This is a genomic window from Clostridium carboxidivorans P7 (assembly GCF_001038625.1).
GTDB lineage: Bacteria > Bacillota > Clostridia > Clostridiales > Clostridiaceae > Clostridium_AM > Clostridium_AM carboxidivorans.
Window position 1 is genome coordinate 4,573,848 of the sequence record NZ_CP011803.1, and the last position, 25,058, is coordinate 4,598,905.

A 25,058-nucleotide genomic window follows, 5' to 3' on the forward strand; every position below is an offset into this window, starting at 1 on the left:
TGGCGACCTAGAAGGGACTCGAACCCTCGACCTTCGGCGTGACAGGCCGACACTCTAACCAACTGAGCCACTAGGCCATATATGGTGGGCACAACAGGGCTCGAACCTGTGACCCTCTGCTTGTAAGGCAGATGCTCTCCCAGCTGAGCTATGCGCCCATATATGGTGACCCCTACGGGATTCGAACCCATGTTACCACCGTGAAAGGGTGGTGTCTTAACCGCTTGACCAAGGGGCCTTATTAAATTTTTTTGGTGCTGGCAGAAGGCTTCGAACCCTCGACCTACTGATTACAAGTCAGTTGCTCTACCAACTGAGCTATGCCAGCGAATATATGGCGACCTAGAAGGGACTCGAACCCTCGACCTTCGGCGTGACAGGCCGACACTCTAACCAACTGAGCCACTAGGCCATATATGGTGGGCACAACAGGGCTCGAACCTGTGACCCTCTGCTTGTAAGGCAGATGCTCTCCCAGCTGAGCTATGCGCCCATATATGGTGACCCCTACGGGATTCGAACCCATGTTACCACCGTGAAAGGGTGGTGTCTTAACCGCTTGACCAAGGGGCCTTATTCATATTTTTATCAGTCATTCGCTATTACTTAGCGACCCGACATAGACTATAATACAAGATTTTCACGAAAGTGTCAACATATTTTTTAAAACTTTTTTTATTTTTTTTATTTTTTTGTTAAAATCCCTTATATATCAACACTTTAAGTCATTTTAATTTTTTAATATTAATAATCCTTTGAACCAATGTGGCCTATATGTTCCATAATTATAAGTGCAGTATCTTCTATTGCTCTCTTTGTAACATCTATTATTTTACAATTAAATCTTCTCATAAGTTTATCTGCAAATTCTAATTCTTGAAGCACTCTTTCCGCATTAGCATACTGTATTTCCCTTGAAGATGAAGAAAATTTATCTAATCTATGTTTTCGAATTTCAATAAGCTGCATAGGATCTATAGTAAGACCTATTATCTTCCTTCTATCTACTTCGAATAATTCTTCTGGTATAGGTACCTCTGGCATTAATGGAACATTTAAAGCCTTTATTCCTTTATTAGCTAAATACATACATAAAGGAGTTTTTGAAGTTCTAGAAAGCCCTATTAAAATTACATCAGCATGTTTTATACCTGCATTATCCTTACTATCGTCATATTGCATAGCAAATTCCATAGCTCTTATTTTTTTATAATACTCAGAATCCATTTCCCAAATAGCTCCTGGTCTATAATTAGGTATTTTGTTTAATATCATTGATGCCATACTTATACAAGGACCCAATACATTGGTTATATGTATACCCTCTTCTATACACCTTTGTACAAGAAATTCTCTAACATCTACTAAGACTATAGTAGATATTATCATAATATTTTTTTTATCTTCTAAATTGTTTATAAACTCATTTACATGTTCAAAACTTTTTATATAAGGCACCCTTTTAACTTTTACATCTTCAGAAAATAAACTTGAAGTTGCTTTTGCAACTTGCTCAGCTGTCTCTCCTATAGAATCAGACACCGCATATATTGTCAACATAAATTAATTTCCCCCCTTTAAGACTTATAAATTTCCAAGTTCCACAAGTGCACATCCCTCTATAGCTATAATACCTTTATTTTTGCATAAACTCAATATGTCAGTACTGCCAGCTCCAGGTTGTATTAATATTTTTTTAATGTTTAAACTTTCTGCATCTTGTACTATTTTTAATCCAATTACAGGATTTATACATAAATCTATTACATCTATGTCAAAGGGTACTTCATCAAGAGACTTGTAAACCTTACCTGTAGTATCCCTAGGATTAACACCTTCCACATTAAATCCCGCATTCTTTAATTGATTCAATATTTTAAAGGCATACTTCTCCTCTTTTAACACATCACCTACTACCACCCAGTTTTTATAATTTAATAATTCATGAGCTATCATAATCTTTTTCTCCTTTCATCAATTTATAATAGTATTATATACAAAATAATCTTAAATATAAAAAATTCTATTTTAAAATATTATATTTAAGGTAAAATAGTATATAGTATCTTTTAAGGGGAGTTGTTAAAATTGTTTCATGAAATACTAGTAATTGGCGGTGGGGCTTCTGGGATTATGGCTTCTATTGCCTTAAAAGACATGGGAAAAGACATAGGACTAATAGAAGGTTCTAATAGAATAGGTTCTAAAATATTAACTACAGGAAATGGTAGATGTAATATAACTAACAAAAACATTAATTATTCAAGGTACCATAGTAAAAATCCAGAATTTTATAATCATGTTTTAGATAAATTCACAGTAGATGATACCATAAATTTCTTTTACTCCTTAGGTCTTCCACTTACTGAATTAGATGATGGTAAACTTTATCCATTGTCTCTTCAAGCATCTTCAGTGCTTGATATATTGCGAATGGCATTAGACGATCGTAGTGTTCCTATTTATCAAAATCAAAAAGTAAAGACCATAAAAAAGTCATCTTCAGATTTTAAAGTACTTTTACAATCTGGGGAGACTTACGAATGTAAAAAACTTATTTTATGTTGTGGTGGAAAATCTGCCCCTAATACGGGTTCTGATGGCTCTGGCTTTGAATTAGTCCAAAGATTACACCATAGCATAATAACCCCTGTTCCGTCGCTTGTACAGCTTAAATTAAAGTATAATCACCTAAAGGCTTTATCAGGAGTAAAATTTAATGGTTTTGCGGAAATATATGTAGATGACGCTCCTAAAAGAAAAGAATTTGGAGAAATATTATTTACGGACTACGGAATATCTGGTCCCCCTATTCTTCAAATAAGTGGTATTGCTTCACGTGCACTAGCTAAAGGCAAAGAAGTAAGACTTACTATAGATATGATGCCAAACTTCAATAAAGAAGCTCTAATAGAATTTTTAGAAAACCATTGGGCATTGTTTAGCTACAGAAGTATATTTGATTCGTTTATAGGACTAATAAACAAAAAAATTATTCCTACTCTTTTGAAAGAAGCATCCATAACTAATATACATAAACCTTGCTGCGAACTTACATGGAAAGAGAAAGATAAAATATTTTTTCTTCTGAAAAATTGGGACTTTACAGTATATGATACCAATTCATTTAAAAACTCTCAGGTAACCTCTGGAGGCATAAATACAGAAGAAGTGAATTCAAAAACTTTAGAATCTAAAATAGTTAGCAACTTATTTTTTGCTGGTGAAATACTAGATGTTGATGGAGATTGCGGCGGTTTTAATCTTCAATGGTGTTGGAGTTCAGGTTTTATAGCTGCTAAAAGTGCTGCTGAGTAAAAAATCAGCAGCTTATTTTTCATTTTTCCAAAGTGTTTCTATTAAAGCTAATTCTTTATCTTCTTCATCTACTATTTTATGCAAACATACAAAACCTTCTTCTTTTTTATCTATTTGGGTTAATACTTTTATCATAGCACCATAAGTTGTTTCTTTTTCATAAGCTATAATTATATCTACAATTTTACAATTAGTAACTATATCTAAAGGTACTGTTTCAACTGCCCAATCTACATACTTTACATTGTTTACATGCCTATTTGTATCTATATCACTATATCTTACACTAAATACTTTTTCACTATCTACCCTTTCTTGTTTTCGAATTTTCTTTACACTTAAAGGTTTATTATCCTCTTTACTAAGTCCAAAAGCCTCATACATATCCTCTGTTACTGTCATAGCTTTTCTTCTTTCTGTATTTATTAGAAACCATATAGAACTAGCATCAGCTATAATATTCCCCCTTGAATCAAATACTTGAAAACTTCTATAGGCATAAAACTTTCTAAAGGATTCAGGAATAGTTTTAACTTTTACTTTTTCCCTGTATAAAGGATACCTATAAATATGTATATTCCATTTATACAGCACCCAAGCAACCTTTTTACTCTTCATGTAATCTAAACCTATACCAATATCTTCAGATTGCATAGTACAAGCATCTTCTAAATAGTTCATAAGACTTGTTAATAATAATTTCTTATTACAATCTATTTCATAATATTGAATTTCGTATTGCTTCTCTGTCTCTACTTTTTTCATTTCACATTCCTCCTTTGGGTTTTAATCTAATAACATTATATCGTAAATTATAAAAAAAACCCTATGCAAAGCATAAGGTTTTTCATAATGTTCATTATTTACTTAATTTTTACTAATTATATATCTGTTACGTTTATAGTCTGATCTCTTCTTGGTCCTACTGAAACTATAGATATTTTTGTTCCTGTAAATTCCTCTATTTTTTTGAGGTATTTTTTTGCATTTTCAGGAATCTCATTGTAAGTTCTTGCATTTTCTATACCTTTATCCCAACCATCAAATTCCTCATATACAGGTTCACATCTAGCTAAATCCTCTAAACTTGCTGGGAAATAATCTATAACTTTTCCATCAAGCTTGTAGCCTACACACATTTTAACTTTTTCAAGACCAGCTATAGTGTCTATTTTAGTTACAGCAAAGCTTGTAAGACCTGAAACTCTAGCACTAGTTTTAAGTATTACAAGATCAAGCCATCCACATCTTCTAGCTCTTCCTGTAGTTACACCATATTCATGACCATTCTCTCTTATCCAATCTCCAGTTTCATCAAATAACTCTGTTGGGAATGGACCTTTACCAACTCTTGTTGTATAAGCTTTAGCTATACCTACTGCACTATTTATTAAAGTAGGTCCAATACCAGCTCCAATACATACTCCTCCAGCAATTGTATTTGATGATGTAACATATGGATATGTTCCATAGTCTATATCAAGTAATGTACCTTGAGCTCCTTCAAATAATACCTTTTTTCCAGCTTTAATATTATCATATACTATAACTGATGTGTCCTTTACAAAAGCTCTCATTTTTTCAGCATATGCTAAGTATTCAGCACATATATCATCAAAACTTAATGCTTCTCCATTAAAAACTTTTGTTATTATATCATTTTTCATTTCAACATTTTCTTTTAATTTTTCTATAAAGACTTCCTTATGCATAAGGTCACTTACCCTTACTCCACTTCTCTCCATTTTATCTGTGTAACAAGGACCTATTCCTTTTCCTGTAGTTCCAATATCCTTTTTACCTCTGCATTTTTCCTTTATTCCATCTAAAACTCTATGATATGGCATTATAAGTTGTGTTCTGTCACTTATTATTAAGTTTTCTGGAGTGACATTAACCCCAACGCCTTTCAAATAATCTATTTCTTCAAATAATGCTTTAGGATCAAGTACAACACCATTTCCTATTACATTTAATTTATCGTTATAAAGTATACCTGAAGGTATTAAATGAAGTTTATATTGTTTATCACCAACCTCTACAGTATGACCTGCATTGTTTCCTCCTTGAAATCTTACTACTACATTTGCATCTTCAGCAAGGTAATCTGTCATCTTACCTTTTCCTTCGTCTCCCCATTGAGCTCCTAAAACAATAAATGCTGACATAAAAGTTTCCTCCTCTTTTAATTAAGCTAAACATTATTTAACTAATACTCAGCTTTACTATATAAATGTATTTATGACAATTAAAAATAAGATTACTGATTTTTTAAGGCTAATCCTACTATCTTATGGTATCAAAAGTATAAGTTTCAGTCAACAACAAATACGAATATTTTAACTTTAAAACTTAATAAAATTCGTTTTAACTTTTCTGATTTATCAATTATATTCTTCCAAAACATATTTAACTTTACATTATAAAAAAATTAGAAGGGAATGAAATCCCTTCTAATTTTCTACTTCCATAAATCTTCTGTCAAGCTTTCTATGTTATTTTTTCTTTTTTCTGTTTCAACATAATTTACTGTTATTACATCTCCTATATTTATTACATATCCTTCTTCAGCTTCTTTAGGAATTTTGTTTTTCTCTATATTTATCATTTTCATATTTTCTAGCTCTACTACTGCAAATTCCCCTTCAAATCTGTCAATAATTCCTGTCATATAAAACACCTCATTTTTAATAATATTGTTATATTTAAGCACTATAATAGATATAAAAATAATGCTTCCCTATCTATATTATTTTGCCTATTTACAATATTTAAATCACTTTCATCTTTTTTAACTATTTTATACACAGTTTGCAGCAATTCTTCTACATTGAAAGGTTTTGATATATATTCATCCATACCTAACCCTAAAAAATGTTCTTTATCTCCTTTTAGTGCATAAGCTGTAAGAGCTATAATTGGTATATGTTTATCATTGCCTTCTTCAGATTTTCTTATAAATTTAGTTGCTTGAACACCATCCATTATAGGCATCTGTATATCCATAAGAATTAAATCATATTGTTTTGTTTTTAACACATTTAATGCTTCTTGTCCATTATTTGCAATATCACATATATGTCCATATTTTTTAAATAAATTATACATTACAATTTGACTAGCCTTATCATCCTCTACAATTAAAATATTTAACTTTTTATTTATCCTTTTAACTTTATCTTTTCTATCATCTATATTTATAATTGTAGACTTTCCACACTTTTGCAAAAACAAATTAAATGAAAATAAAGTTCCAACATCTTTTCTACTTTTTACTTCTATTTTTCCATTCATTAATTCTACTAGTCCTTTGCATATACAAAGTCCCAATCCTGTACCAGTAGGTTTTTTAGTATAAGTTTTATTTTCTATTTGGCTAAAGTTTGTAAACAATTTACCAATATCTTTTTTGTCTATACCTATACCTGTGTCTTTTACATAAAACTTAAGGTTTACTTTTTTATCAATAGTTTCTCCCTTTTCAATTATAAGGGACACTGTTCCATACTTCGTAAACTTTATTGCATTATCTATGAGATTATCTAGTATTTGTTTTAATTTTATAGGATCACCTATTAATATTTCTGGAATTGCATCATCCATTTTAGATTTGAATTCTAATTTGTTATCTAAAGCCTTCATAGTGCTTATTCTTACAATTTCATTGTATAATTCCTTAAAATTAAATTCTACGCTTTCAACTTTCATCTTTCCTGAATTTATCTTAGAAAAATCCAATATACTATTTACTATATCTAAAAGCTTTAATGCACTAGATTTTACTAACTTTAAATTTTCCTTTTGTTCTAATGTTAAATCTGTCATTATAGTTAAATCCGTCATACCTATTATTCCATTAATAGAAGTTCTGATTTCATGACTTATATTTGCCAAAAATATTCCTTCGTTTATGCTATTACTTTCTATAACCTTTTTTTCATCTTTCAGCTTATTTATACTTAATTTGTAATTGCTAACATCCTGTATAAATATAATCTTTTTAGCTATTTCAATATCTTTTATATAATTAACTGTAACCTCTAAATATTTAGTATAATCTTCTGTTATAATCTCATATTCACACTTTTTTTCTATATCGTTTTCATCTGATTTTAATAAGTTTTGGCTGACTTTATCCATTATCCTTTGTAAATGATATCCTAAATCTAGATCATGAAATATATTTAGTGCTTTACTATTTAGTTCGATAATCTTATCATTTTCATCTAATAATATTGCACCACATGGAAGACTTTCATATATTTTCATATACATACTCTCGCTAAAATTGTAATTTGTCTTTGAATCCAAAACTATTACATCCCCCTTTTTTGGTTCATTTAACAATTTAATTACCCCCTTATAATTTATCCAATATAAAGTACTTCCTCAATTTTTGAAGCTTAACCTGAATGACTTTATTTATAATATTGCTTCAAAATATATGTATTTAATATTTTGAAATTAAAATAATGTGATAACAAACTAAAAATGATTTACTTTTAACTAGTTTTTACAATATTGATTTGTTTTTTTGAACTGATAAGCTATTAACCCTATTGTTTTTAATTATAATACAGTTAGAAAAAAATTCAACACATTTTCATATATTAATGTGTTGAATTTACATATGTTTAAACTTTATAAACTTTTAATTTGCTCTAATAATTTAACGGCAGCCTTTTTAGGTCCTTCTTTTTCCTTACCATTTACACCCAAACACGTTCTCAATTGACCAACTTTTATTCCTGTTTCAAAAAATTTATTAAAGTATTCGTAAATAAGTTTATCTGTATCTTCTACTTTTTGTGCTGGTCCAAATGGATTTGCAAAATAGGTCTCTACAAGCCCTCTCTCTGTGGTAGTTCCCTTTGCCATTCTTCTTCCTGATCTAAATACATCTATGGCTGTATCAATATTTGTAAAAAACTCCAACTCTTCGCCTTCTTCATAATTATTAGCATAAAGTAGTAAGTCTATAGGGTATCCTTTTGTAATTTCCTTGTAGCTTGCCACAGGAATAACAAGTCTTGCATTTATCTTATCTGGATTCATAAATATACTTCTATCAATTTCTTTAAATGCATATCCTGCATCTAAATCATCTAACCTTACAAATGCACCTATCTCCGTACCAAATCCTAAAGGTTTCTCATTTTCATTTAATTTAATAACACCCATATCATCAAAAATTATGGTCATATCACTTATATAGTTATCACTTAGTTCTCTAAACGCCTCTAAACTTTCTGATTTTCCAGCTCCGCTATCTCCCATTATAACAACATTAGCTTCTTTATTGTTTTTAGTTATTATATTAACCATAGCCCCATGTATTGGCAAATACCCTCTTTTTATCATTATTAAATTATGAAGAGTTAGTGTCATTTTTTTCATGTAACCGAAATAATCTATGCTTTCCATGTAATTTATATATCCAAGCATTATGTCATTTTCTTTATCATCATAAAATATTGTTTGCATATCTTCATTATTATCTCTAACACCAAATACATACACTATATCAGGTTTTTTTCCTCTATACTCATCTTCTTTAGCTAATTCAAAAAGGTTACAAAGTGTTACTCCATGAGCCATAAAGTCTCTATGAAAATATATATATGCTAACAACTCTCCTACTTTTGCAGGATAACAAAACCAATGATCTACATTTATAGAGCAATTTTTTAATGGATTTTCATGACACTCTGTAAACATACCATCTCTCTTATTCTTTTTAGGATATGTTATAAATGGAGGATCAACTATTATAGATTCTATAAACGGTATTTTATTTAAGCATTCATAACCACTTGGATAAGGCCATTTTATATCATTTAAAATAAGTCCTGCATTTCCACCAGCCGGAAGTTGTCTATACACCTTAGGCTTTTCTCCTATAACATTTTCTTCTACTTTTCTATAAGTATTTAAAATAAGCTTTGAAAATTCATTATTTGCATCTATAAAACTTACACTTTGAAGACCTTCACCTACTTTGTTATTTTGAACTATAGTATATCTTTCTATTTTTCTCCAGAAACCATATAGTCCTTCTATAAAAGATATAAACTTATCTTTATCCCCTAAAAATTTATCATACTTCTCACTGAACTTTTTTATCTCATCAGCATCCAAAACCATAAGTAATTTTAGTATATTTGTAATCTCTTTGGATATTTCTTTTACATCATTACTATTTATAGAACCTTTAATATATTTATATATATTGCTTTCCTTATTTTTTATTTTGGACATATAAGCTTCTAAAACAGTTTTAAACCCTTTGCTTCCCAATAATTTTTCTGGAGTATTACAATATTTTGCCGTAAAATTAACCATAGCTTTACCATTACTTAAAGAAAATTCTTTTTGCATAAAAACACATCCCCTTATTTTGAAATTTACATTTGCATTTTCCTTCACTATTAAGTGATATTTATAATTATATCACATATTTATGAAATTTTTATACACATAGGCTTTCATTTTGCATCAAGTAATCCTTTTTACATGATTAAATATAAAAGCCCCTAACTTATATTATTCAAAGCTAGAGACTTTAATTGTTATAAAAAATATTAACTTATATATAATTATAAATACATTATCTAATTAATATAATGGTGCTCCTAACAGGATTCGAACCTGCGGCCTACTGATTACGAATCCGTTAGGGTAGATTTTACTATATTATTTACAGTTATATTTTGTTAAATTCTATAAGTAATTAAACTCACATATGTTATATCTAATATCATAGAATTATATTATTATAAAGCATAATAGGTGTATTTTTATATAAATATATATATGTTTTTAATTAAATTTAAATACCTTATAAGTTATCATCAAGCGTAGCTGCAACATGTTGAACTGTATTATTCTCTAGTGAAGTTCCAAAATACGAAGTAGGATCTAATAAAGTTTCTGTCATATCCCTAATAATACTTATATAAACTGAGTAATTAGTTTTACTATGTTTTTTATCTATCTTTGATAAAAAAACATATGGTTCTATAAATGAATTTGTCTCCATAATAACGCTTTTATGATATTTTTTTTTAGATTCATTACTTTCATGTGCAATATAATTCCTAATATATTTCATCTTATTATAATAAGTACTAAAATTTGAATCTGAAAATACTAATGAGAATGGATCATTGCCATCTCTAAAAATATACTTTGATAATTGTGGAATCTTCTCTGAATAATCAATAAATGAACTCCTTTTATTAATTAAAATTCCTTCAAGATGTTTTTCATCAATAAACTCTAATTTTCTTTGAGGTATATATCCTTTAGAACTACCTTTTCCAACAGAATAGTTTACAAATAATTGCGTTAAGAATAGATCAAACTTTACAAATACCTTAAAAAATGCCAATTCGTATAGTTTATTATTACTGCTACCTAATTTACTTAATTCACTGTCCCAAAAATTGATTTCATCAATAACAATTGAGTTATCCATTGATATCACTTCCAATAAAATTACACAATATACTAACCCTTATAATTCTTTCTGCTTGAGATGTAGTTCTAGTTCTATGCATTTGTTCAAATTTAACCATTTTCTGCAACATATTTTTATCATATAATTCTTCGTGAGTAAATCTTTCATAATATGATTCAAATTCCGTTAATTTTAAAATGAGTGAACCTATATTATTATCGATATTTCCTACGGAATATTTTTCTATCCTGTTGATTTCTAAGTTAGGTATACCAAACATCATGTGAGTTATTACTGCAAATAATGTATAAAAGTAGTTTTTTCTATGAAAATAGCTTGTACTATATTTATCATCATCAAAAATTTTTTTTATTGTATATAAAACACGTTCTAATTTAGATTCTACATCTTGTTGTTCTTTAAATTCTTCATCATTATCTTCATAATAACTATCTATTTTTGTTTGGTTTTCGGTAATTATTCCATCAATTATTAGTGCAATTAATCCTGATAAATATTCAATATCTAACATTCTAGATAGTTGTTTATCGCTAAACATATTAATATCTATAAAAAACTTACGCCATTTAGCAGCCATTCTATAAACAAAAACTTTAAACTCTCCCCAATACTTTGCATTTCTTAATTCCTGTCTATTTAAAGCCATATTGTTTGTATTCAACCTTGCAAACATATCATAAATAATTGAATCTTCTTTGATTTTTATGATTTCAACAGGTAATTCATACATTAGAAAATCTTCTTTTAATTCATCATCAAGATCATCATAAGTCATATTTCCTAACTCCTCGTTATGAGAGCTAAGTATAGAAAAATCATCATTTATAAATTCAAGTATAGTCCTAAGACGTTGCTGGCCATCTATGACTTCTCTTATAGTTTTTCTAGTTTTTGTATCAATAACCTGTCTTATGGCGACTTGAGGAACTGGTAATCCTCTTAAAATAGTATCAATTAAATATGATTTAGCTTTAAGATTCCATACCGAATTTCTTTGATATTTGGGCGATATTTCCAACTCTCCTGCTTCATACCAATTTATAAAGTCATTTAAATTATAAATTTTTGTTTCCTTGAGCTTTGACATAATCTACCTCCTAATTATTATTTAAAATAGTAATTTTAATTATAGCATATGTAAATTAACACTACTATTTATACGTATCAACATGTATATGCTCTATGTCTTCATCAATTAAATCAAATTTGGTTTTATTTAATAACTGTCGTAGGTTATTTCCTATACTACTATCAATATTTAATAATTGTGATTTAAGATATGTATTATTAACTTGTTTAATATTGTTAGGTATATTAGATTTATTTATATTATCTAACTTTTCTAAAATGGTTAATCTCTTTTCCAAACGATTTAATTTTTCACTTTTTTGTTTTTCTTCTTCTGTTTTTTGCTTTAACTTTTCAGTATTTATTTGTTGTTTTAATAGTTCCTTTTTTAAGGCTCTTTCTTCACTTGAAAGAATATATTCAGATGCCTTAGTTATAAACTGGCCAGCTAAAAATTCCATAAATGGAGGACTATTATGTGAAAATTTTTTTAAATCTAATGATGTAATATTTGATTGATCTTTGTTTATATGAGATTTGCATAATATCTTTATAACATTTTCATCTTTATAGTATATACCAACAACAGGTCTAGGTAATCGTGATAATACTTCAAAAAACTTATGAAAATAAGTATTAAATAATTTTTTTTCCTGAGCTGATAAATTATACATACTTCTATCTTCTAAGAATGATATTTGTTTATAATTTATATTTAAATCAAATAGTGATTTTATTTTAATTTTTGATTGTCCGTATTCAAAATATTCCTTTTTAATATTTTTAAAAACTTCTTTTACTTTTTCCTTTAAATTTTTATCTTCTAAATCAGATATAAAAACGTTACATTCGGTTTCTAAATTTTTAATTTCTTTGCCCACGGGCAAATGCTTTATATTATTAAAACACTTAATTATATAAGAACTATCAACTGTTTTATATATTTTTGCATTTTTAAGTATTTCATTTATTTCGTTATATGCTTTTAAAATAAAGTTTATATTTATTAGTTTGTCATTAGGAAACATACTTATCATATTTCCTAATGATAATATATATGGAATTTCACTATTGCTTAAATCTATAATATCAAGTTCTGAATAAACATTATTTAACAAAAATGATTTACTAAAAATAAAAATATTTCTGGGATCTATAGATTCATTTAATGCGATAGCTATAGTTTCAATTATTTCAAATTTATAATAGTATGTAGAAAAGTTATTTATAAAATTAGCTACTTCCCACACACTTAAAGGCTTTTCATCTTTCCTTTTAAATTTCACTTTAATTCCAGTTGTTAAATCTCTATAGTCATAATCGTTAAAAATCATTAATTTCACTCCCATGCTTTTGATATTTCTATTTTTTAATATAGAATAACAAGCTTTATATTAAAAAATTTATATTCCAATTATACCAACACAACCACCTTATGACCAATACTTCATGGTAATTCAAGTTAATCTATAATCAAATATAATTGTGATAAAATTCAAATGATCTTTAATTATAAACTTTTAATTGCTTGTCAAGATATACAGAAGAATTAAACTTTGTCAGTTTTCCCCAAACAATACTTCCATCACTAAAACAAAATTCTGTAATAAATTCTCCTGTAAATCTATTTATAGCTGCATCCTAAGCTTTCTTATATTCTGTAGCATGTTCTTGTGGTTTGTTTTTCATTAGTCGAATTATTTTTAAATAAAAATCAAAATCGCTAGTTATCTCTTCCACAAAACCTAGTTTTCTTTACTGAATTAGGAAACCCAATTGACATTAGTAATCTTATGCGAGTTTATAAAACAATATTAAAGAGATCAGGCATTAATACTAAAGGATTTACATTTCATACTTTAAGACATGTTTATGGCAGTAGATTAAATGATTTAAATGTAGATCCAAAAACTATTCAATCACTTATGGAACACAGTTCTATAAAAACAACTATGGATATATATGAAAAACATAAAGAAGCTACTGAAAAAATGAATTCTTTATTAGGTAAGCAATTAAAATAAATAATAAAATATATAAATTAAGGTATATATAATCTAGTATTATATATACCTTAATTTTTTTATATACCTATTCATCTTATCACAATAGGTGTATTTATAATTGCTTTAAATTATAAAATTTGTAAATCCATTGGCATTACTGGTGCTCCTAACAGGATTCGAACCTGCGGCCTACTGATTACGAATCAGTTGCTCTACCAGCTGAGCCATAGGAGCATCTTTAGTTCTTACACATTTATAATTTTAATACACTTTGTAAATATAATCAACTATTCTCATAATTAATTTAATTTTACAATATATCCCGGATGGTAAAGATGCTATAACCTTTTTATAAATCAATCCTATTTAATTTATTAGTATTTAAATATAATATTAAAGGTCAAAAATCATAAAAATTTTTTGACCTTTAATAAAATTTCATCATATTTTTTAATATCATGTTATTTTTAACTTATAATTACTATTTAAACAATTTAAATTAATATTAATTTAAATATCTATTAAAACCATTTAAATACTAATCTTTCTTACTTTGACTTTCTTTGACCTTTGTATTATTATATAAGCATAAACACAATATACAAATAAAAATAATAACAAATTAAGGAGGTTTTTATTATGTTTGATATGATTCCTTTTAGAAGAAACAATTCCATAAATAAAAGAGGTGACGATATTTTCGATAGCTTTTTGAACAATTTCTTTGGCGATGATATGTTCTATCCATCAAATATTTCTACATTCGGAAATGGCTTCAAAGTAGATTTAAAAGAAGATGAAAATAACTACATGATAGAAGCTGACTTACCTGGTATAAAAAAAGAAAATATAGATATTAATCTTAACAATAACTATTTAACTATATCAGCAAAACGTCAGGACGATGTAGAAGATAAAAATGGAAATTATGTAAGACGAGAAAGAAGATATGGAGAATTTAAGAGAAGTTTTTATATAGACAATGTAGATGAAAACACTATTGATGCATCTTTTAGTGATGGTGTATTAAAAGTTATTCTTCCCAAAAAAGAAAAAACTAAAGAATCTCAGAGAAGAATAGATATTCATTAATATTTTTACAGCATAAAAATTCAATGTTGTATTTAAATTTAAAAATGAGGCTCGCTGTAAAAAGCTAGCCTCATTTTTATTGTTGGTGTATAACATCCAAATTACCAAACTTACTGAATTGTCCAAGCCAAGCAAGTTTAACAGTACCTGTAGGACCATTTCTTTGCTTTGCAATGATACATTCACCCACATTTTTCTCTTCTGTTTCTTTATTGTAATATTCATCCCTATATAAAAACATAACCACGTCAGCATCTTGTTCTATAGAACCTGACTCTCTAAGGTCTGATAACATAGGTCTATGATCTGTTCTTGCTTCTGGTGCACGAGATAACTGCGATAGTGCAACAACTGGACATTGCATTTCTTTTGCCAGTGCTTTAATAGATCTAGATATTTCTGATACTTCCTGCTGCCTGCTTTCTGATCCTTTACTTCCTGACATTAACTGAAGATAGTCCACCATTATTATATCTATTCCATGCTCTATCTTCAATCTTCTGCACTTAGATCGCATTTCCATAACTGAAATACCTGCTGTATCATCTATGTATATTTTAGCGCCGCCAAGTGGACCTGATGCTTTAGCAATGTTTTCCCAATCTTTATCATCTAGATTACCTGTTCTTAATCTAAGCATATCTACATGAGCCTCAGAACACAAAAGCTTATATGCTAACTGTTCCTTAGACATTTCTAAAGAAAAAATAGCTACACTTTTTCCTTCTCTTAAAGCCGCATTTTCTGCTATATTTAAAGCAAATGTAGTTTTTCCCATAGATGGTCTTGCTGCAATTAGCACCATATCACCTTTTTGAAATCCTGATGTTTTAGCATCAAGTTCTCTAAATCCTGAAGGTACTCCTGTGGTTTGACCTTTATTATTAAAAAGCCTTTCTATTTCTATAAATCCTCTTTCCAAAACAGTACTCATTGGTTCAAAATCAGCAGTATTAGTATTGTTAGAAATATCAAATATTTGTTTTTCTGCTAAATCAATAACCCCTAATACATCATCTTGGCTATTATAGCTTTCTTCTATTACTTTTGTAGAGGATCTAATAAGTTTTCTTAATACTGATTTATCTTTTACTATTTTTATATAGGATTGTATATTTGCTGTAGAAACTACTGAACCGCTTAATTCACTTATATAAGTTATTCCTCCTGCAGCATCTAGTTTATCATTAGATTTTAAATTTTCTGTAAGAGTTATTATATCAACAGCTACATCTTTTTGATTCAAATCTAATATAGCATTAAATATAACTTTATGTGCATCCTTATAAAAGTCCTCAGTTTTTAAAACTTCCATAGCCTCAGCTATGGAAGTTTTATCTACAAGCATTGAACCTATTACACTTTGCTCTGCCTCTATATTATGAGGCATACTTCTAAGAGGTGCATCCATTCGTTATCTCTCCTTAGAATTACTTTCAAAAACTATTTTCATTAATTCTTCTATATTTTTTACTGCTTTTATTTCTATATCTTCAAGCTCTGTTGGCGCTTCTTTTATATTATCTTCAGGCATAATTACAAGCTTTATACCTTTTCTTCTTGCACCATAAATTTTTTCGAATATACCTCCAACAGGCTTTACTTTACCTCTTAAAGATATTTCTCCAGTTATAGCTACATCTTGCCTTAATGGCTTATTTAAAAGTGCACTTATAATACATATTGTAATAGCTGCTCCAGCAGAAGGTCCATCTATTTTACCTCCTCCTATAACATTTACATGTATATCATAGTCACTTAAATCCTTATCTGCTATTTTTCTTATTACAGAAGCTGCATTAAATACAGAATCTTTTGCCATACTTCCAGCAGTATCATTAAATCTTACTGAACCTTTGCCTTTTTCTTTTGCTTCAAAAACAGCTGTTTCTATCTCTAATGTAGATCCAATATATCCACTAACACCTAACCCGTATATATGTCCAATTTCATATTTTACTTCATTTTTAACATCTTCAAAAGGTACCAATCTACTTATGCTTATAACCTCATTTAAATCCTCATTTGTTATTAAAACTTTTGAATTCAAATCAGTTCCTTTTTGATTATATAAAACATATCCGTATGCATCTGCAAGTATATTAACAGCTTTTCTACCTTCTATTGTATATCTACTTATAGTTTCTGCTACGCCTTCTTCTAAATTAATATCAATTTTGTTTGCTGCGTTTTCAACTATTTTCTTTATATCACTTGAGCTTAAAGGTTCAAAATAAACTTCTGTACATCTTGATCTGAGCGCTGGATTTATTTCATTAGGCTCCCTAGTTGTTGCTCCTATTAATATAAAATCTGCTGGTGCTCCATTTTCAAAAAGATATTTTATATATTTAGGAGTACTTTCATCATCTGGATCATAATATGAAGATGAAAATTCTACTCTTTTATCCTCTAATACCTTTAATAATTTATTTTGGAGCATTTCATCTAATTCTCCAATTTCATCAATAAAAAGTATTCCTCCATGAGCTTCTGTTACAAGTCCAGGTTTTGGTTCCGGAGTACCAGTTTCTGCTAAATCCCTTTTTGTACCTTGGTATATAGGATCGTGCACTGAACCTAATAATGGATTTGTTATTTCCCTTGGGTCCCATCTTAAAGTAGTACCATCAACTTCCACAAACTTAGCACTTTCTTCAAAAGGAGTATACTGCAATTTTTTAACTTCCTCTAATGCTAATCTTGCAGCTGTAGTTTTTCCAACCCCTGGTGGACCATATAGTATAATATGTTGTGGATATGGTGATGCTAACTTTGATAATATAGATTTTATAGCTCTTTCCTGTCCTACAATTTCAGAAAAACATCCTGGTCTTAAAATGCTCTGAATATTTTTACTTAACTTATTAGAATCTAAAACTTCAAGTTGAGCATATTTTTTAAGTGTCTTTGCATTTTCTGGTCCTTTTTGCTTTTTTATAATTCCTAATCTTACTTCATCTAAATACTTATCTTGCTTTTCTATAAGATTTTTTTCTACTTCTTGCTCTATTTTGCTTTTTACATACTTTGTTGCCAAAGCTTCTGAAATCCAAACATTTGTATCTTCTAAAACCTTACATGCATTTGATTCAGTAGGCATAGTTTGTAATCCCTTACCATCACTTACTATCATGTTCAAAGCATACAACCTCTTTAGCATGTCTTTACTTTTCACATAGCTTTGTAATTTATATTTTACTGTCCTAGATCTTATAGTACCTTCATCCAATACCTTATTTAATATCTCATACAATACATTTATTTGGGTCTCAATTGATATATTGTCAATAAATTCATCTTCTATATCATTCACAAATTGTGATTTCACAGGTTCTCCCCCTTATTTTTCTGCTATAATAACTTTTATTTTAGTTGAAATTTCAGGATATAGTTTTACTTCTACATCATAAGTTCCAACTTGTTTTATGTTATCTACTACGATTTTTTTCTTATCAACTTTTAAATTATATTTTTTATTTAATTCATCAGCTATATCCTTTCCTGTTATTGATCCAAATAATTTTCCATTTTCACCTGTTTTAACTGAAAGGTTTATTTCCTTTCCCTTTAAGCTTTCAGCAATCTTTTGAGCTGCTTCTATTTCTGCAAGTTTTTGTCTTCTTTCAGCTTCCTTTTTGTTATTTAATATATGAACATTAGTACCTGTTGCTTCTTGTGCAAGTCCTCTTGGTAATAAATAATTTCTTGCATATCCATCAGAAGCATTTATTATATCTCCTTTCTTTCCTACTGATTTTACGTCTTTTAAAAGTATAACCTTCATTATTCTTCACCTTCCATAATGTATTTGCCAATGGCATCTTTAAGTTTTTTTAAAGCTTCATCTAATGTGACTTTTTTAATTGTTGCCCCTGCCATAGTCATATGTCCTCCTCCACCCAAAGATTCAAGTATAACTTGCACATTGACTTCTCCTAAAGATCTTCCGCTAATACATACATTATCTTTTATTTTAACAAAAACAAAAGATGCTTTGATACCTGTAATATTTAGCAATTCATCAGCAGCCTGTGCAGCTAATACAATATCTTCTATTTCATTGGGGCATACAGCTATTGCTATATTATTAAATATTTCAGCTGACTTTATAATTTCAGCTCTTTTTAAATAGGTGTCTAAATCATCTGCAAAAAATTTTTTTACATCCACAGTATCTGCTCCCAATCTTCTTAAAAAAGAGGCAGCTTCAAAAGTTCTTACACCAGTTTTAAAACAAAAATTCTTAGTATCAACACAAATTCCTGCCAAAAGAGCTTCTGCTTCTATTATTTTTATTTTTGGTTTTTCAACCATATACTGAAGCATTTCTGTAACTAATTCAGATGTAGATGATGCATATGGTTCTATATAGCTTAAAAGTGCTCCTTCTACAAAATCTGTAGACTTTCTATGATGATCTATTATAACTATTTTTTCAAAAGCATCTACTACTTTTATGTCTTGAACATACCCTCTGCTATGAACATCTACAAGTATAAGTAAACTATTATATTTCATATTGTCTATACATTCTTTGCTACTTATAAATACCTTTTCATAATCTTCTTCATTTTTAATTTTTTCTAAAATTAAGTTTATACTGCTATTAGTTTCTTCTAATACTATGTGACAATCCTTTTTTAAAAATTTTATTGTACTATATATTCCAACAGCAGCTCCAAGACAATCTATATCTGGATTTATATGTCCCATTATAAAAACATCACTACTAGCATTTATTAATTCTACCAGAGCATGTGCTATGACTCTTGCTCTTACCTTAGTTCTTTTCTCTACTTCTTTTGTTTTTCCTCCATAAAAGGATAACTTTTCTCCATTTTTAACTACAGTTTGATCTCCACCTCTTCCAAGTGCTAGTTCCTTAGCAGATGCTGCAAAATTTTCATTTTGCAGCGGAGTCTCTCCACCACGTCCTACTCCTATACTTAAAGTAACAGCTAGTTTATTGCCCATATTTATCTCTCTTATATTATCTAATATTTCAAACTTTTTTTCCATCTCTTTTTCAACATAATTATCTTGAACACATAATACATATTTATTATCATCATATTTTCTCATCATTGCATTTAAACTTTGAGCATAACAATTTATTGTTCTTTCTATTTCTGCAACTATTAATGGTCTTTGGCCTTCCTCAATGGTTTTAATTACATCATGAAAATTATCTACTTCCATAAGCATTATAGTATATTTATTCAACTCTAAGTTCTTAACAATTTTCAACATCTGTGTAACATCATAAAGGTACAGAAGTATTATTCTATCTTCTAAGTTATCAGATATATCAACTACATTACTATATATATCATAATAATTTTCCTTTAGTTTAACATTCTTCATCATATTTTTTTTACCATCTAAAATTTGTCTTAAATTAATTTCTTTAATTACACCATTAATATTTTTACCTAATATATCTTCATTTTTAATTATATAAGAATATTTCTGATTATACCAAAGAATTTCTCCTTTTTTATCTATCATAATTAATGGAAAAGGCATCTTTACTAAAGTATTTCTAGTTGCGTTATCCAACTGAGATGAAAAATTCTCTATAAATTTCTTCCATTCTGTTTGCCTAACTTTTGTATTTTTCATATTATATACTACAAGAATTATATATAAACTTATAAATACTATTCCTATATAAAAATGCCTATAAACTATAATTACTGAAATAAGAATAGCTATTATGATCATATATACTTTGTTACCGGTTATAAAATAATTATATTTTTTATCCATTTAATAAGCCCCCATTTATTTTTCTTTAGGCCTTCTTCTATTTGGGTCAAGTTTTCTAAAATCCAATAATATATCTATAAGTCCTAAATAAATGAAAACTACAAGGAGCGGAGAAAAAATAGTAAATATTAATATTAAATTTGAAATTAATTTTGACATATTAAATTTATTTCTTAAATAATATAAAACAAAGGCTGCTCCATTTAGTAAAAGGATAATTTGAAGAATACCATAGCCAGCTGTTGTTATAGAACTACCTATAGACATGTTATTTTTAGTAAGCAATACTCCTATTAAAATGAAAATAGCTACTATTGCTGCCATTTTACTATTAATATAAAAATTAGTAAAAGGTTTTACTTCTACTGTATCATATTTTAATTTTTTTAGTATCACTCTAGTTACATAATAATTTAAACATGCTGACATGAATCCAGACAAAATTATAATTAATAGAAAGTTTTTTGTTAAATTATCTGGCTTAGCAAATTCATATATACTATCTAATACAGCTGATTGTTCTTTAGTTAATCCCATACCAGCATACATTTGCTTTGTCATACTTACAGATTGTTGTAATTGATTTGACAGAAAATCTATAATTCCCTGTTGTCCTGCTAAGTGTACTAATATAACAAAACTTATTGTAATTCCTATAGCAGACATCATAGTTAACATAATTAAGGTTAAACTGTTACTTTTTTTATGTTTTATACAATATCCTAAAGTCACTCCAACAGTACCAAGTATAATTAAGCATTGAAATGCTTGTATCGGATCACTTAACATAGCTACTATAATTGAACTAACTACTACTGCAGCTAATGTAACTTTCAAATTATGTCTTATATAAAGTATTATTACAGGAATTGGTAAGATTAATTTACCAACAACCGCCAACACAGGTACATATAAGTTAGCAAGCATAATTACTACAATTAGAGTTGATATTAACCCTGCTTCAACTACTGACTTTGTGCTATAACTTCTATTTTGCATCTTTTCCTCCATTATTCTCTTTCCTTTAAATGATTATACAGCTTAGTTAAATCCTTACCTTCTTTCTCTATTTTATCCTCTTCTATTATTCCTACTTTTAACTTTTTTCTCATGTTTTCATCTACAGCTGTATGTGAATATCCAAGTCGTTCAGATAGTAAGTATAATACTATTATTGCCCCTGAAATACAATCTAATATTGCATTTTGAGCTATATTACTACCTTTAGTAAGTATTTTAAACAAATCACCAATTGTACATAAAAGATCTGCTTTCAATTCTTCTATTACTTTCACATTATACATTATATTAAAATCTTCTTTTCTCATTTACCCCCATCCCCCTCAAAGCTATACTTCTATTTTAGTTATTTTTATGCATTTATGCAATAAATCTATGCTTATTAAAGTTTTAGCTAATACATAATAGCATTATACATAAATTGAAACATGATTTTTATATTTTAAATTCTATTAATTACACTTGTCAACATTATCTACTGAACAAACGTTTTCATAAAAATATTTCTATTGTATACTTTTACCACAATCATATTCTAAAGTATAAGTTTTATAAATAGCATTGTCAATTTATAATATTATATAAATAAACAAAAAATAAAAAGTGAAGAATAAAAAATCCTTCACCTTAAATTCCACTATTCTGTTGTGAATGGTAGTAATGCTATATTTCTTGCTCTCTTTATAGCATCTGTAAGTTGTCTTTGATGTTTTGCACAGTTTCCGGAAATTCTTCTTGGAAGAATTTTACCTCTTTCTGTAACATACTTTCTCAACTTATTTATATCTTTGTAATCTATTGATTCAGCTTTATCCATACAAAAACTGCAAATTTTTCTTTTAGCTCTTCTCATTTTGCCAGAATTTCTTCTGCCGCCATCTCTATTATTTTGCATCCTTATCCCTCCTTACCTTTAAAATGGGATATCTCCATCATCTACTGGCGTGATATCCTCTCCATAGGCTTTTTCATTAAAGCCTTGAGTATTTCCAAATTCTTCAGATGAAGCTTCGTTAAATGATGGTGCTGCTGATCTATTTCCACTTCCCCATTCAAGGAATTGTACTTCATCTGCAACAACTTCAGTAACATATCTTCTAGTACCGTCTTTAGCATCATATGTTCTAGTTTGAATTCTACCACAAACTCCCATGAGCTTACCTTTGCTCATATAATTTGCTGTAGATTCAGCTTGTTTTCCCCATACTACTATAGGGATAAAATCAGCTTCTTTTTGACCATCTCTAGAAAATTTTCTATCAACGGCTAAAGTAAAGGTGGCAACAGCTGTACCATTTCCTGGAGTAAATTTTAACTCAGGATCTTTGGTTAATCTTCCAATTAAAACAACCTTGTTCATAAAAACACCACCTATTTTTCATCTTTAACTATTATGTGTCTTATAACAGTATCTGTAATTCTGAATACTCTGTCTAACTCTTTTGGTAATTCAGGACCAGCGCTGAAATTTATTAGAGTATAAGTACCTTCGCCAATCTTGTTTATTTCATAAGCAAGTTTTCTCTTGCCCCAAGCATCAACGTTATCTACTACGCCTCCACCATTTTCTATTACGCCCTTAAACTTTTCAACGTTAGCTTTAACAGCTTCTTCGTCTAATGATGGGTGTAATATGAATATAGTTTCATATTTTCTCATTAGATTTCACCTCCTCCCCTTGGACTAACGGCTGTGCTTTACACAGCAGGGATTACAATTAAACATTTTATCACTTATTGTTATAAAAATCAAGCTATTTCTCTTCTGGAACATTCTGTTTTATTATCTTTTTTACATCTTTTTCAAATTTACTTCTAGGTATCATAACTATTCTGCTGCAGTTACAGCATTTTACCTTTATATCAGCTCCAAGTCTTATTATTTCCCAAGCGTTTCCTCCACATGGATGTCCTTTTTTCATTTCTACTATATCACCGAGATAAAAGTTTTTTACCATATTATCACTCCTTAACTACCTTTACTTTTGCATAAGGTATTTTTATATTAGCACTATTTAGAACATCTCTTATTTCCTTTCGAAGTTTCATTTCTGCATCCCATTGAGTCATAGGTTTGGATTTGCCAGCAACTCTTATAGTAATTCTATCTTCTTTTAATGCAGATATACCCAATACTTTTGGTCCTTCCGTAACACATTCATTTTCTTCTTTAAACCTATCACATAAATCCGATATTATCTTTATTGCTCTATCTAAATCTTCATCATGAGATACATCTACATCTACCATAATCCTTATGTTACCTCTTGAATGATTTGTTACTTTAGTTATAAGTCCATTTGGTATTATATGTAGATCTCCATTGAAATCTCTTATTTTTGTAACTCTGAGCTCCATGCTTTCTACTATTCCGCCCTTATCATCTACATTAATATAATCACCAACAGTAAATTGATCCTCAAATAATATGAAAAAGCCATTAATAACGTCCTTTATAAGACTTTGAGCACCAAAACCTAAGGCTACTCCTCCTATTCCTGCAAAGGTTAATCCAATCTTATTAAATAAAACTTCTATTATGCCAAAAACGCCAAAAAAATATACTGAATATCTAAGTATACTTTTTAAAACAGCACCTACTGTTTTAGCTTTTTTATCATCTAAAGAAAATTTAAAATTTTTTTGTTTGGAAACATATCTATTTATAATTCCATTTCCTATTTTAATAATTAAATACATAAATACTAAAATGACTATTACTTTAACCACATTTAATCCAAAGTTATAAATACTCTGCTTATTTAAATCTCCAAACTTTATTCCGTATTTATCCAAGTTGAAATTTAAAGTAAAATAACAAACTAAATTTTTCATTATTATCACCTGTACTTATATAGTGTAAGTCTTATATCCAGTTCCACTTTTTTCATAAATATTCTTTATGACTAGTTCACCTTTTTCTACTAAGCTTTTTACTTGTTCTATAAATTCAGTTTCAATCTTTATGCTTATTCCACAACTTTTGGTGATTACTGTTGGTGTTGGCATTATTTCTACCTTAATATTATTATTTTTTAAAATACTTTCACCACTTATAGCACCATGTGTATTTTGAAAAGTTATAACGTAATAAATATCCATAAATTCCAATTCATTATTAAAATGAATTTTCCTCCTCTCAAATTAAAGTTTTTATTCTATATACAATTAATTTGGTTTATAATTGTATATAGTGGAATATTATACATTAATATCCTAATTTTCTAATCTTATATCAATAGGATATGGTCTATATAACATTATATTCTATTATAACAGAAATAATATTTCATAGCGTTACTT

25 protein-coding genes and 8 tRNA genes are annotated in these 25,058 nt (G+C 28.4%); 3 read left to right on the top strand and 30 right to left on the bottom strand.

What is annotated here, in order from left to right:
• The 9 genes from Ccar_RS20490 to Ccar_RS20530 all read right to left on the bottom strand — a co-directional run bounded on the left by Ccar_RS20490 (position 1) and on the right by Ccar_RS20530 (position 1,956).
• Positions 1–77 (bottom strand) — tRNA-Asp (locus Ccar_RS20490).
• 5 nt (positions 78–82) lie between these two features.
• Positions 83–158, bottom strand: a tRNA-Val gene (locus Ccar_RS20495).
• A 5-nt stretch (positions 159–163) separates the two neighbouring features.
• Positions 164–238, bottom strand: a tRNA-Glu gene (locus tag Ccar_RS20500).
• Between the two features lie 14 nt (positions 239–252).
• Positions 253–328: transfer RNA gene (locus tag Ccar_RS20505), tRNA-Thr, on the bottom strand.
• 7 nt (positions 329–335) lie between these two features.
• Positions 336–412, bottom strand: a tRNA-Asp gene (locus Ccar_RS20510).
• A gap of 5 nt (positions 413–417) precedes the next feature.
• Positions 418–493: transfer RNA gene (locus Ccar_RS20515), tRNA-Val, on the bottom strand.
• Positions 494–498: 5 nt separating this feature from the next.
• Positions 499–573 (bottom strand) — tRNA-Glu (locus Ccar_RS20520).
• Positions 574–744: 171 nt separating this feature from the next.
• Complete coding sequence (locus tag Ccar_RS20525; RefSeq protein ID WP_007064200.1) at positions 745–1,560, bottom strand: pyruvate, water dikinase regulatory protein; 816 nt, start codon at positions 1,558–1,560, stop codon at positions 745–747.
• 24 nt (positions 1,561–1,584) lie between these two features.
• Entirely contained in the window at positions 1,585–1,956 is a 372-nt protein-coding gene (locus Ccar_RS20530) for a CoA-binding protein (protein ID WP_007064199.1), read from the bottom strand.
• Between the two features lie 132 nt (positions 1,957–2,088).
• Between Ccar_RS20530 and Ccar_RS20535 the strand changes: the two genes are divergently transcribed.
• A complete protein-coding gene (locus Ccar_RS20535; RefSeq protein ID WP_007064806.1) occupies positions 2,089–3,318 on the top strand; it encodes a BaiN/RdsA family NAD(P)/FAD-dependent oxidoreductase in 1,230 nt (409 codons plus the stop codon).
• A 12-nt stretch (positions 3,319–3,330) separates the two neighbouring features.
• Here the strand turns inward: Ccar_RS20535 and Ccar_RS20540 are convergent, their stop codons facing one another.
• The 8 genes from Ccar_RS20540 to Ccar_RS20575 all read right to left on the bottom strand — a co-directional run bounded on the left by Ccar_RS20540 (position 3,331) and on the right by Ccar_RS20575 (position 13,200).
• Positions 3,331–4,083, bottom strand: a complete 753-nt coding sequence (locus Ccar_RS20540; RefSeq protein WP_007063814.1) for an acyl-[acyl-carrier-protein] thioesterase — start codon at positions 4,081–4,083, stop codon at positions 3,331–3,333.
• A 116-nt stretch (positions 4,084–4,199) separates the two neighbouring features.
• The gene (locus tag Ccar_RS20545; protein ID WP_007063813.1) at positions 4,200–5,486 is read right to left on the bottom strand and encodes an adenylosuccinate synthase; all 1,287 of its coding nucleotides are present in this window, start codon (positions 5,484–5,486) and stop codon (positions 4,200–4,202) included.
• A 293-nt stretch (positions 5,487–5,779) separates the two neighbouring features.
• The gene (locus Ccar_RS20550; protein ID WP_007063812.1) at positions 5,780–5,989 is read right to left on the bottom strand and encodes a DUF3006 domain-containing protein; all 210 of its coding nucleotides are present in this window, start codon (positions 5,987–5,989) and stop codon (positions 5,780–5,782) included.
• A gap of 41 nt (positions 5,990–6,030) precedes the next feature.
• Positions 6,031–7,665, bottom strand: a complete 1,635-nt coding sequence (locus Ccar_RS20555; protein WP_242852177.1) for an ATP-binding protein — start codon at positions 7,663–7,665, stop codon at positions 6,031–6,033.
• Positions 7,666–7,959: 294 nt separating this feature from the next.
• On the bottom strand, positions 7,960–9,696 hold the full coding sequence (locus tag Ccar_RS20560; RefSeq protein ID WP_048030374.1) for a phosphoenolpyruvate carboxykinase: 1,737 nt from the start codon (positions 9,694–9,696) through the stop codon (positions 7,960–7,962).
• A 460-nt stretch (positions 9,697–10,156) separates the two neighbouring features.
• Entirely contained in the window at positions 10,157–10,795 is a 639-nt protein-coding gene (locus tag Ccar_RS20565; protein WP_007063807.1) for a hypothetical protein, read from the bottom strand.
• Positions 10,788–11,885: a DUF262 domain-containing protein gene (locus tag Ccar_RS20570; protein ID WP_007063806.1), complete on the bottom strand. Its 1,098-nt coding sequence runs from the start codon at positions 11,883–11,885 to the stop codon at positions 10,788–10,790. The genes Ccar_RS20565 and Ccar_RS20570 overlap by 8 nt, the downstream gene beginning before the upstream one ends.
• 64 nt (positions 11,886–11,949) lie before the next feature.
• On the bottom strand, positions 11,950–13,200 hold the full coding sequence (locus Ccar_RS20575) for a hypothetical protein (protein WP_007064805.1): 1,251 nt from the start codon (positions 13,198–13,200) through the stop codon (positions 11,950–11,952).
• Positions 13,201–13,659: 459 nt separating this feature from the next.
• On the opposite strand from Ccar_RS20575, the gene Ccar_RS20580 reads away from it, so the two are divergent.
• Positions 13,660–13,890, top strand: coding sequence for a tyrosine-type recombinase/integrase (locus Ccar_RS20580; RefSeq protein WP_048030377.1), 231 nt, complete (start codon positions 13,660–13,662; stop codon positions 13,888–13,890).
• Positions 13,891–14,030: 140 nt separating this feature from the next.
• Here Ccar_RS20580 and Ccar_RS20585 read toward each other — a convergent pair.
• Positions 14,031–14,106 (bottom strand) — tRNA-Thr (locus Ccar_RS20585).
• A gap of 405 nt (positions 14,107–14,511) precedes the next feature.
• Between Ccar_RS20585 and hsp18 the strand changes: the two genes are divergently transcribed.
• Positions 14,512–14,964, top strand: a complete 453-nt coding sequence (gene hsp18, locus Ccar_RS20590; protein WP_007063417.1) for a heat shock protein Hsp18 — start codon at positions 14,512–14,514, stop codon at positions 14,962–14,964.
• Positions 14,965–15,040: 76 nt separating this feature from the next.
• Here hsp18 and Ccar_RS20595 read toward each other — a convergent pair whose 3' ends face one another.
• The 12 genes from Ccar_RS20595 to Ccar_RS20650 all read right to left on the bottom strand — a co-directional run bounded on the left by Ccar_RS20595 (position 15,041) and on the right by Ccar_RS20650 (position 24,857).
• Positions 15,041–16,375 carry a replicative DNA helicase gene (locus tag Ccar_RS20595; protein ID WP_007063416.1) on the bottom strand — a complete coding sequence of 445 codons (1,335 nt, stop codon included), beginning with the start codon at positions 16,373–16,375 and terminating at the stop codon, positions 15,041–15,043.
• Between the two features lie 3 nt (positions 16,376–16,378).
• Positions 16,379–18,295 (bottom strand): Lon family ATP-dependent protease, encoded by a 1,917-nt coding sequence (gene lonC / locus Ccar_RS20600; protein WP_007063415.1) that lies wholly within the window; start codon positions 18,293–18,295, stop codon positions 16,379–16,381.
• 12 nt (positions 18,296–18,307) lie between these two features.
• Complete coding sequence (rplI, locus tag Ccar_RS20605) at positions 18,308–18,751, bottom strand: 50S ribosomal protein L9 (protein ID WP_048030379.1); 444 nt, start codon at positions 18,749–18,751, stop codon at positions 18,308–18,310.
• Positions 18,751–20,736 (bottom strand): DHH family phosphoesterase, encoded by a 1,986-nt coding sequence (locus tag Ccar_RS20610; protein ID WP_007063413.1) that lies wholly within the window; start codon positions 20,734–20,736, stop codon positions 18,751–18,753. The genes rplI and Ccar_RS20610 overlap by 1 nt, the downstream gene beginning before the upstream one ends.
• Positions 20,737–20,751: 15 nt before the next feature.
• Positions 20,752–21,735: a YybS family protein gene (locus tag Ccar_RS20615; RefSeq protein ID WP_007063412.1), complete on the bottom strand. Its 984-nt coding sequence runs from the start codon at positions 21,733–21,735 to the stop codon at positions 20,752–20,754.
• 11 nt (positions 21,736–21,746) lie between these two features.
• On the bottom strand, positions 21,747–22,064 hold the full coding sequence (locus tag Ccar_RS20620) for a MazG-like family protein (RefSeq protein ID WP_007063411.1): 318 nt from the start codon (positions 22,062–22,064) through the stop codon (positions 21,747–21,749).
• A gap of 329 nt (positions 22,065–22,393) precedes the next feature.
• Positions 22,394–22,651 (bottom strand): 30S ribosomal protein S18, encoded by a 258-nt coding sequence (gene rpsR / locus Ccar_RS20625; RefSeq protein ID WP_007063410.1) that lies wholly within the window; start codon positions 22,649–22,651, stop codon positions 22,394–22,396.
• Between the two features lie 18 nt (positions 22,652–22,669).
• Entirely contained in the window at positions 22,670–23,116 is a 447-nt protein-coding gene (locus tag Ccar_RS20630; protein WP_007063409.1) for a single-stranded DNA-binding protein, read from the bottom strand.
• An 11-nt stretch (positions 23,117–23,127) separates the two neighbouring features.
• Positions 23,128–23,415 carry a 30S ribosomal protein S6 gene (gene rpsF, locus Ccar_RS20635; RefSeq protein WP_007063408.1) on the bottom strand — a complete coding sequence of 96 codons (288 nt, stop codon included), beginning with the start codon at positions 23,413–23,415 and terminating at the stop codon, positions 23,128–23,130.
• 94 nt (positions 23,416–23,509) lie between these two features.
• Positions 23,510–23,713 (bottom strand): DUF951 domain-containing protein, encoded by a 204-nt coding sequence (locus Ccar_RS20640; RefSeq protein ID WP_007063407.1) that lies wholly within the window; start codon positions 23,711–23,713, stop codon positions 23,510–23,512.
• Positions 23,714–23,717: 4 nt separating this feature from the next.
• The gene (locus Ccar_RS20645) at positions 23,718–24,590 is read right to left on the bottom strand and encodes a mechanosensitive ion channel family protein (protein WP_007063406.1); all 873 of its coding nucleotides are present in this window, start codon (positions 24,588–24,590) and stop codon (positions 23,718–23,720) included.
• Positions 24,591–24,605: 15 nt separating this feature from the next.
• The gene (locus tag Ccar_RS20650) at positions 24,606–24,857 is read right to left on the bottom strand and encodes a putative Se/S carrier protein (protein ID WP_007063405.1); all 252 of its coding nucleotides are present in this window, start codon (positions 24,855–24,857) and stop codon (positions 24,606–24,608) included.
• Between the last annotated feature and the right edge of the window lie 201 nt (positions 24,858–25,058).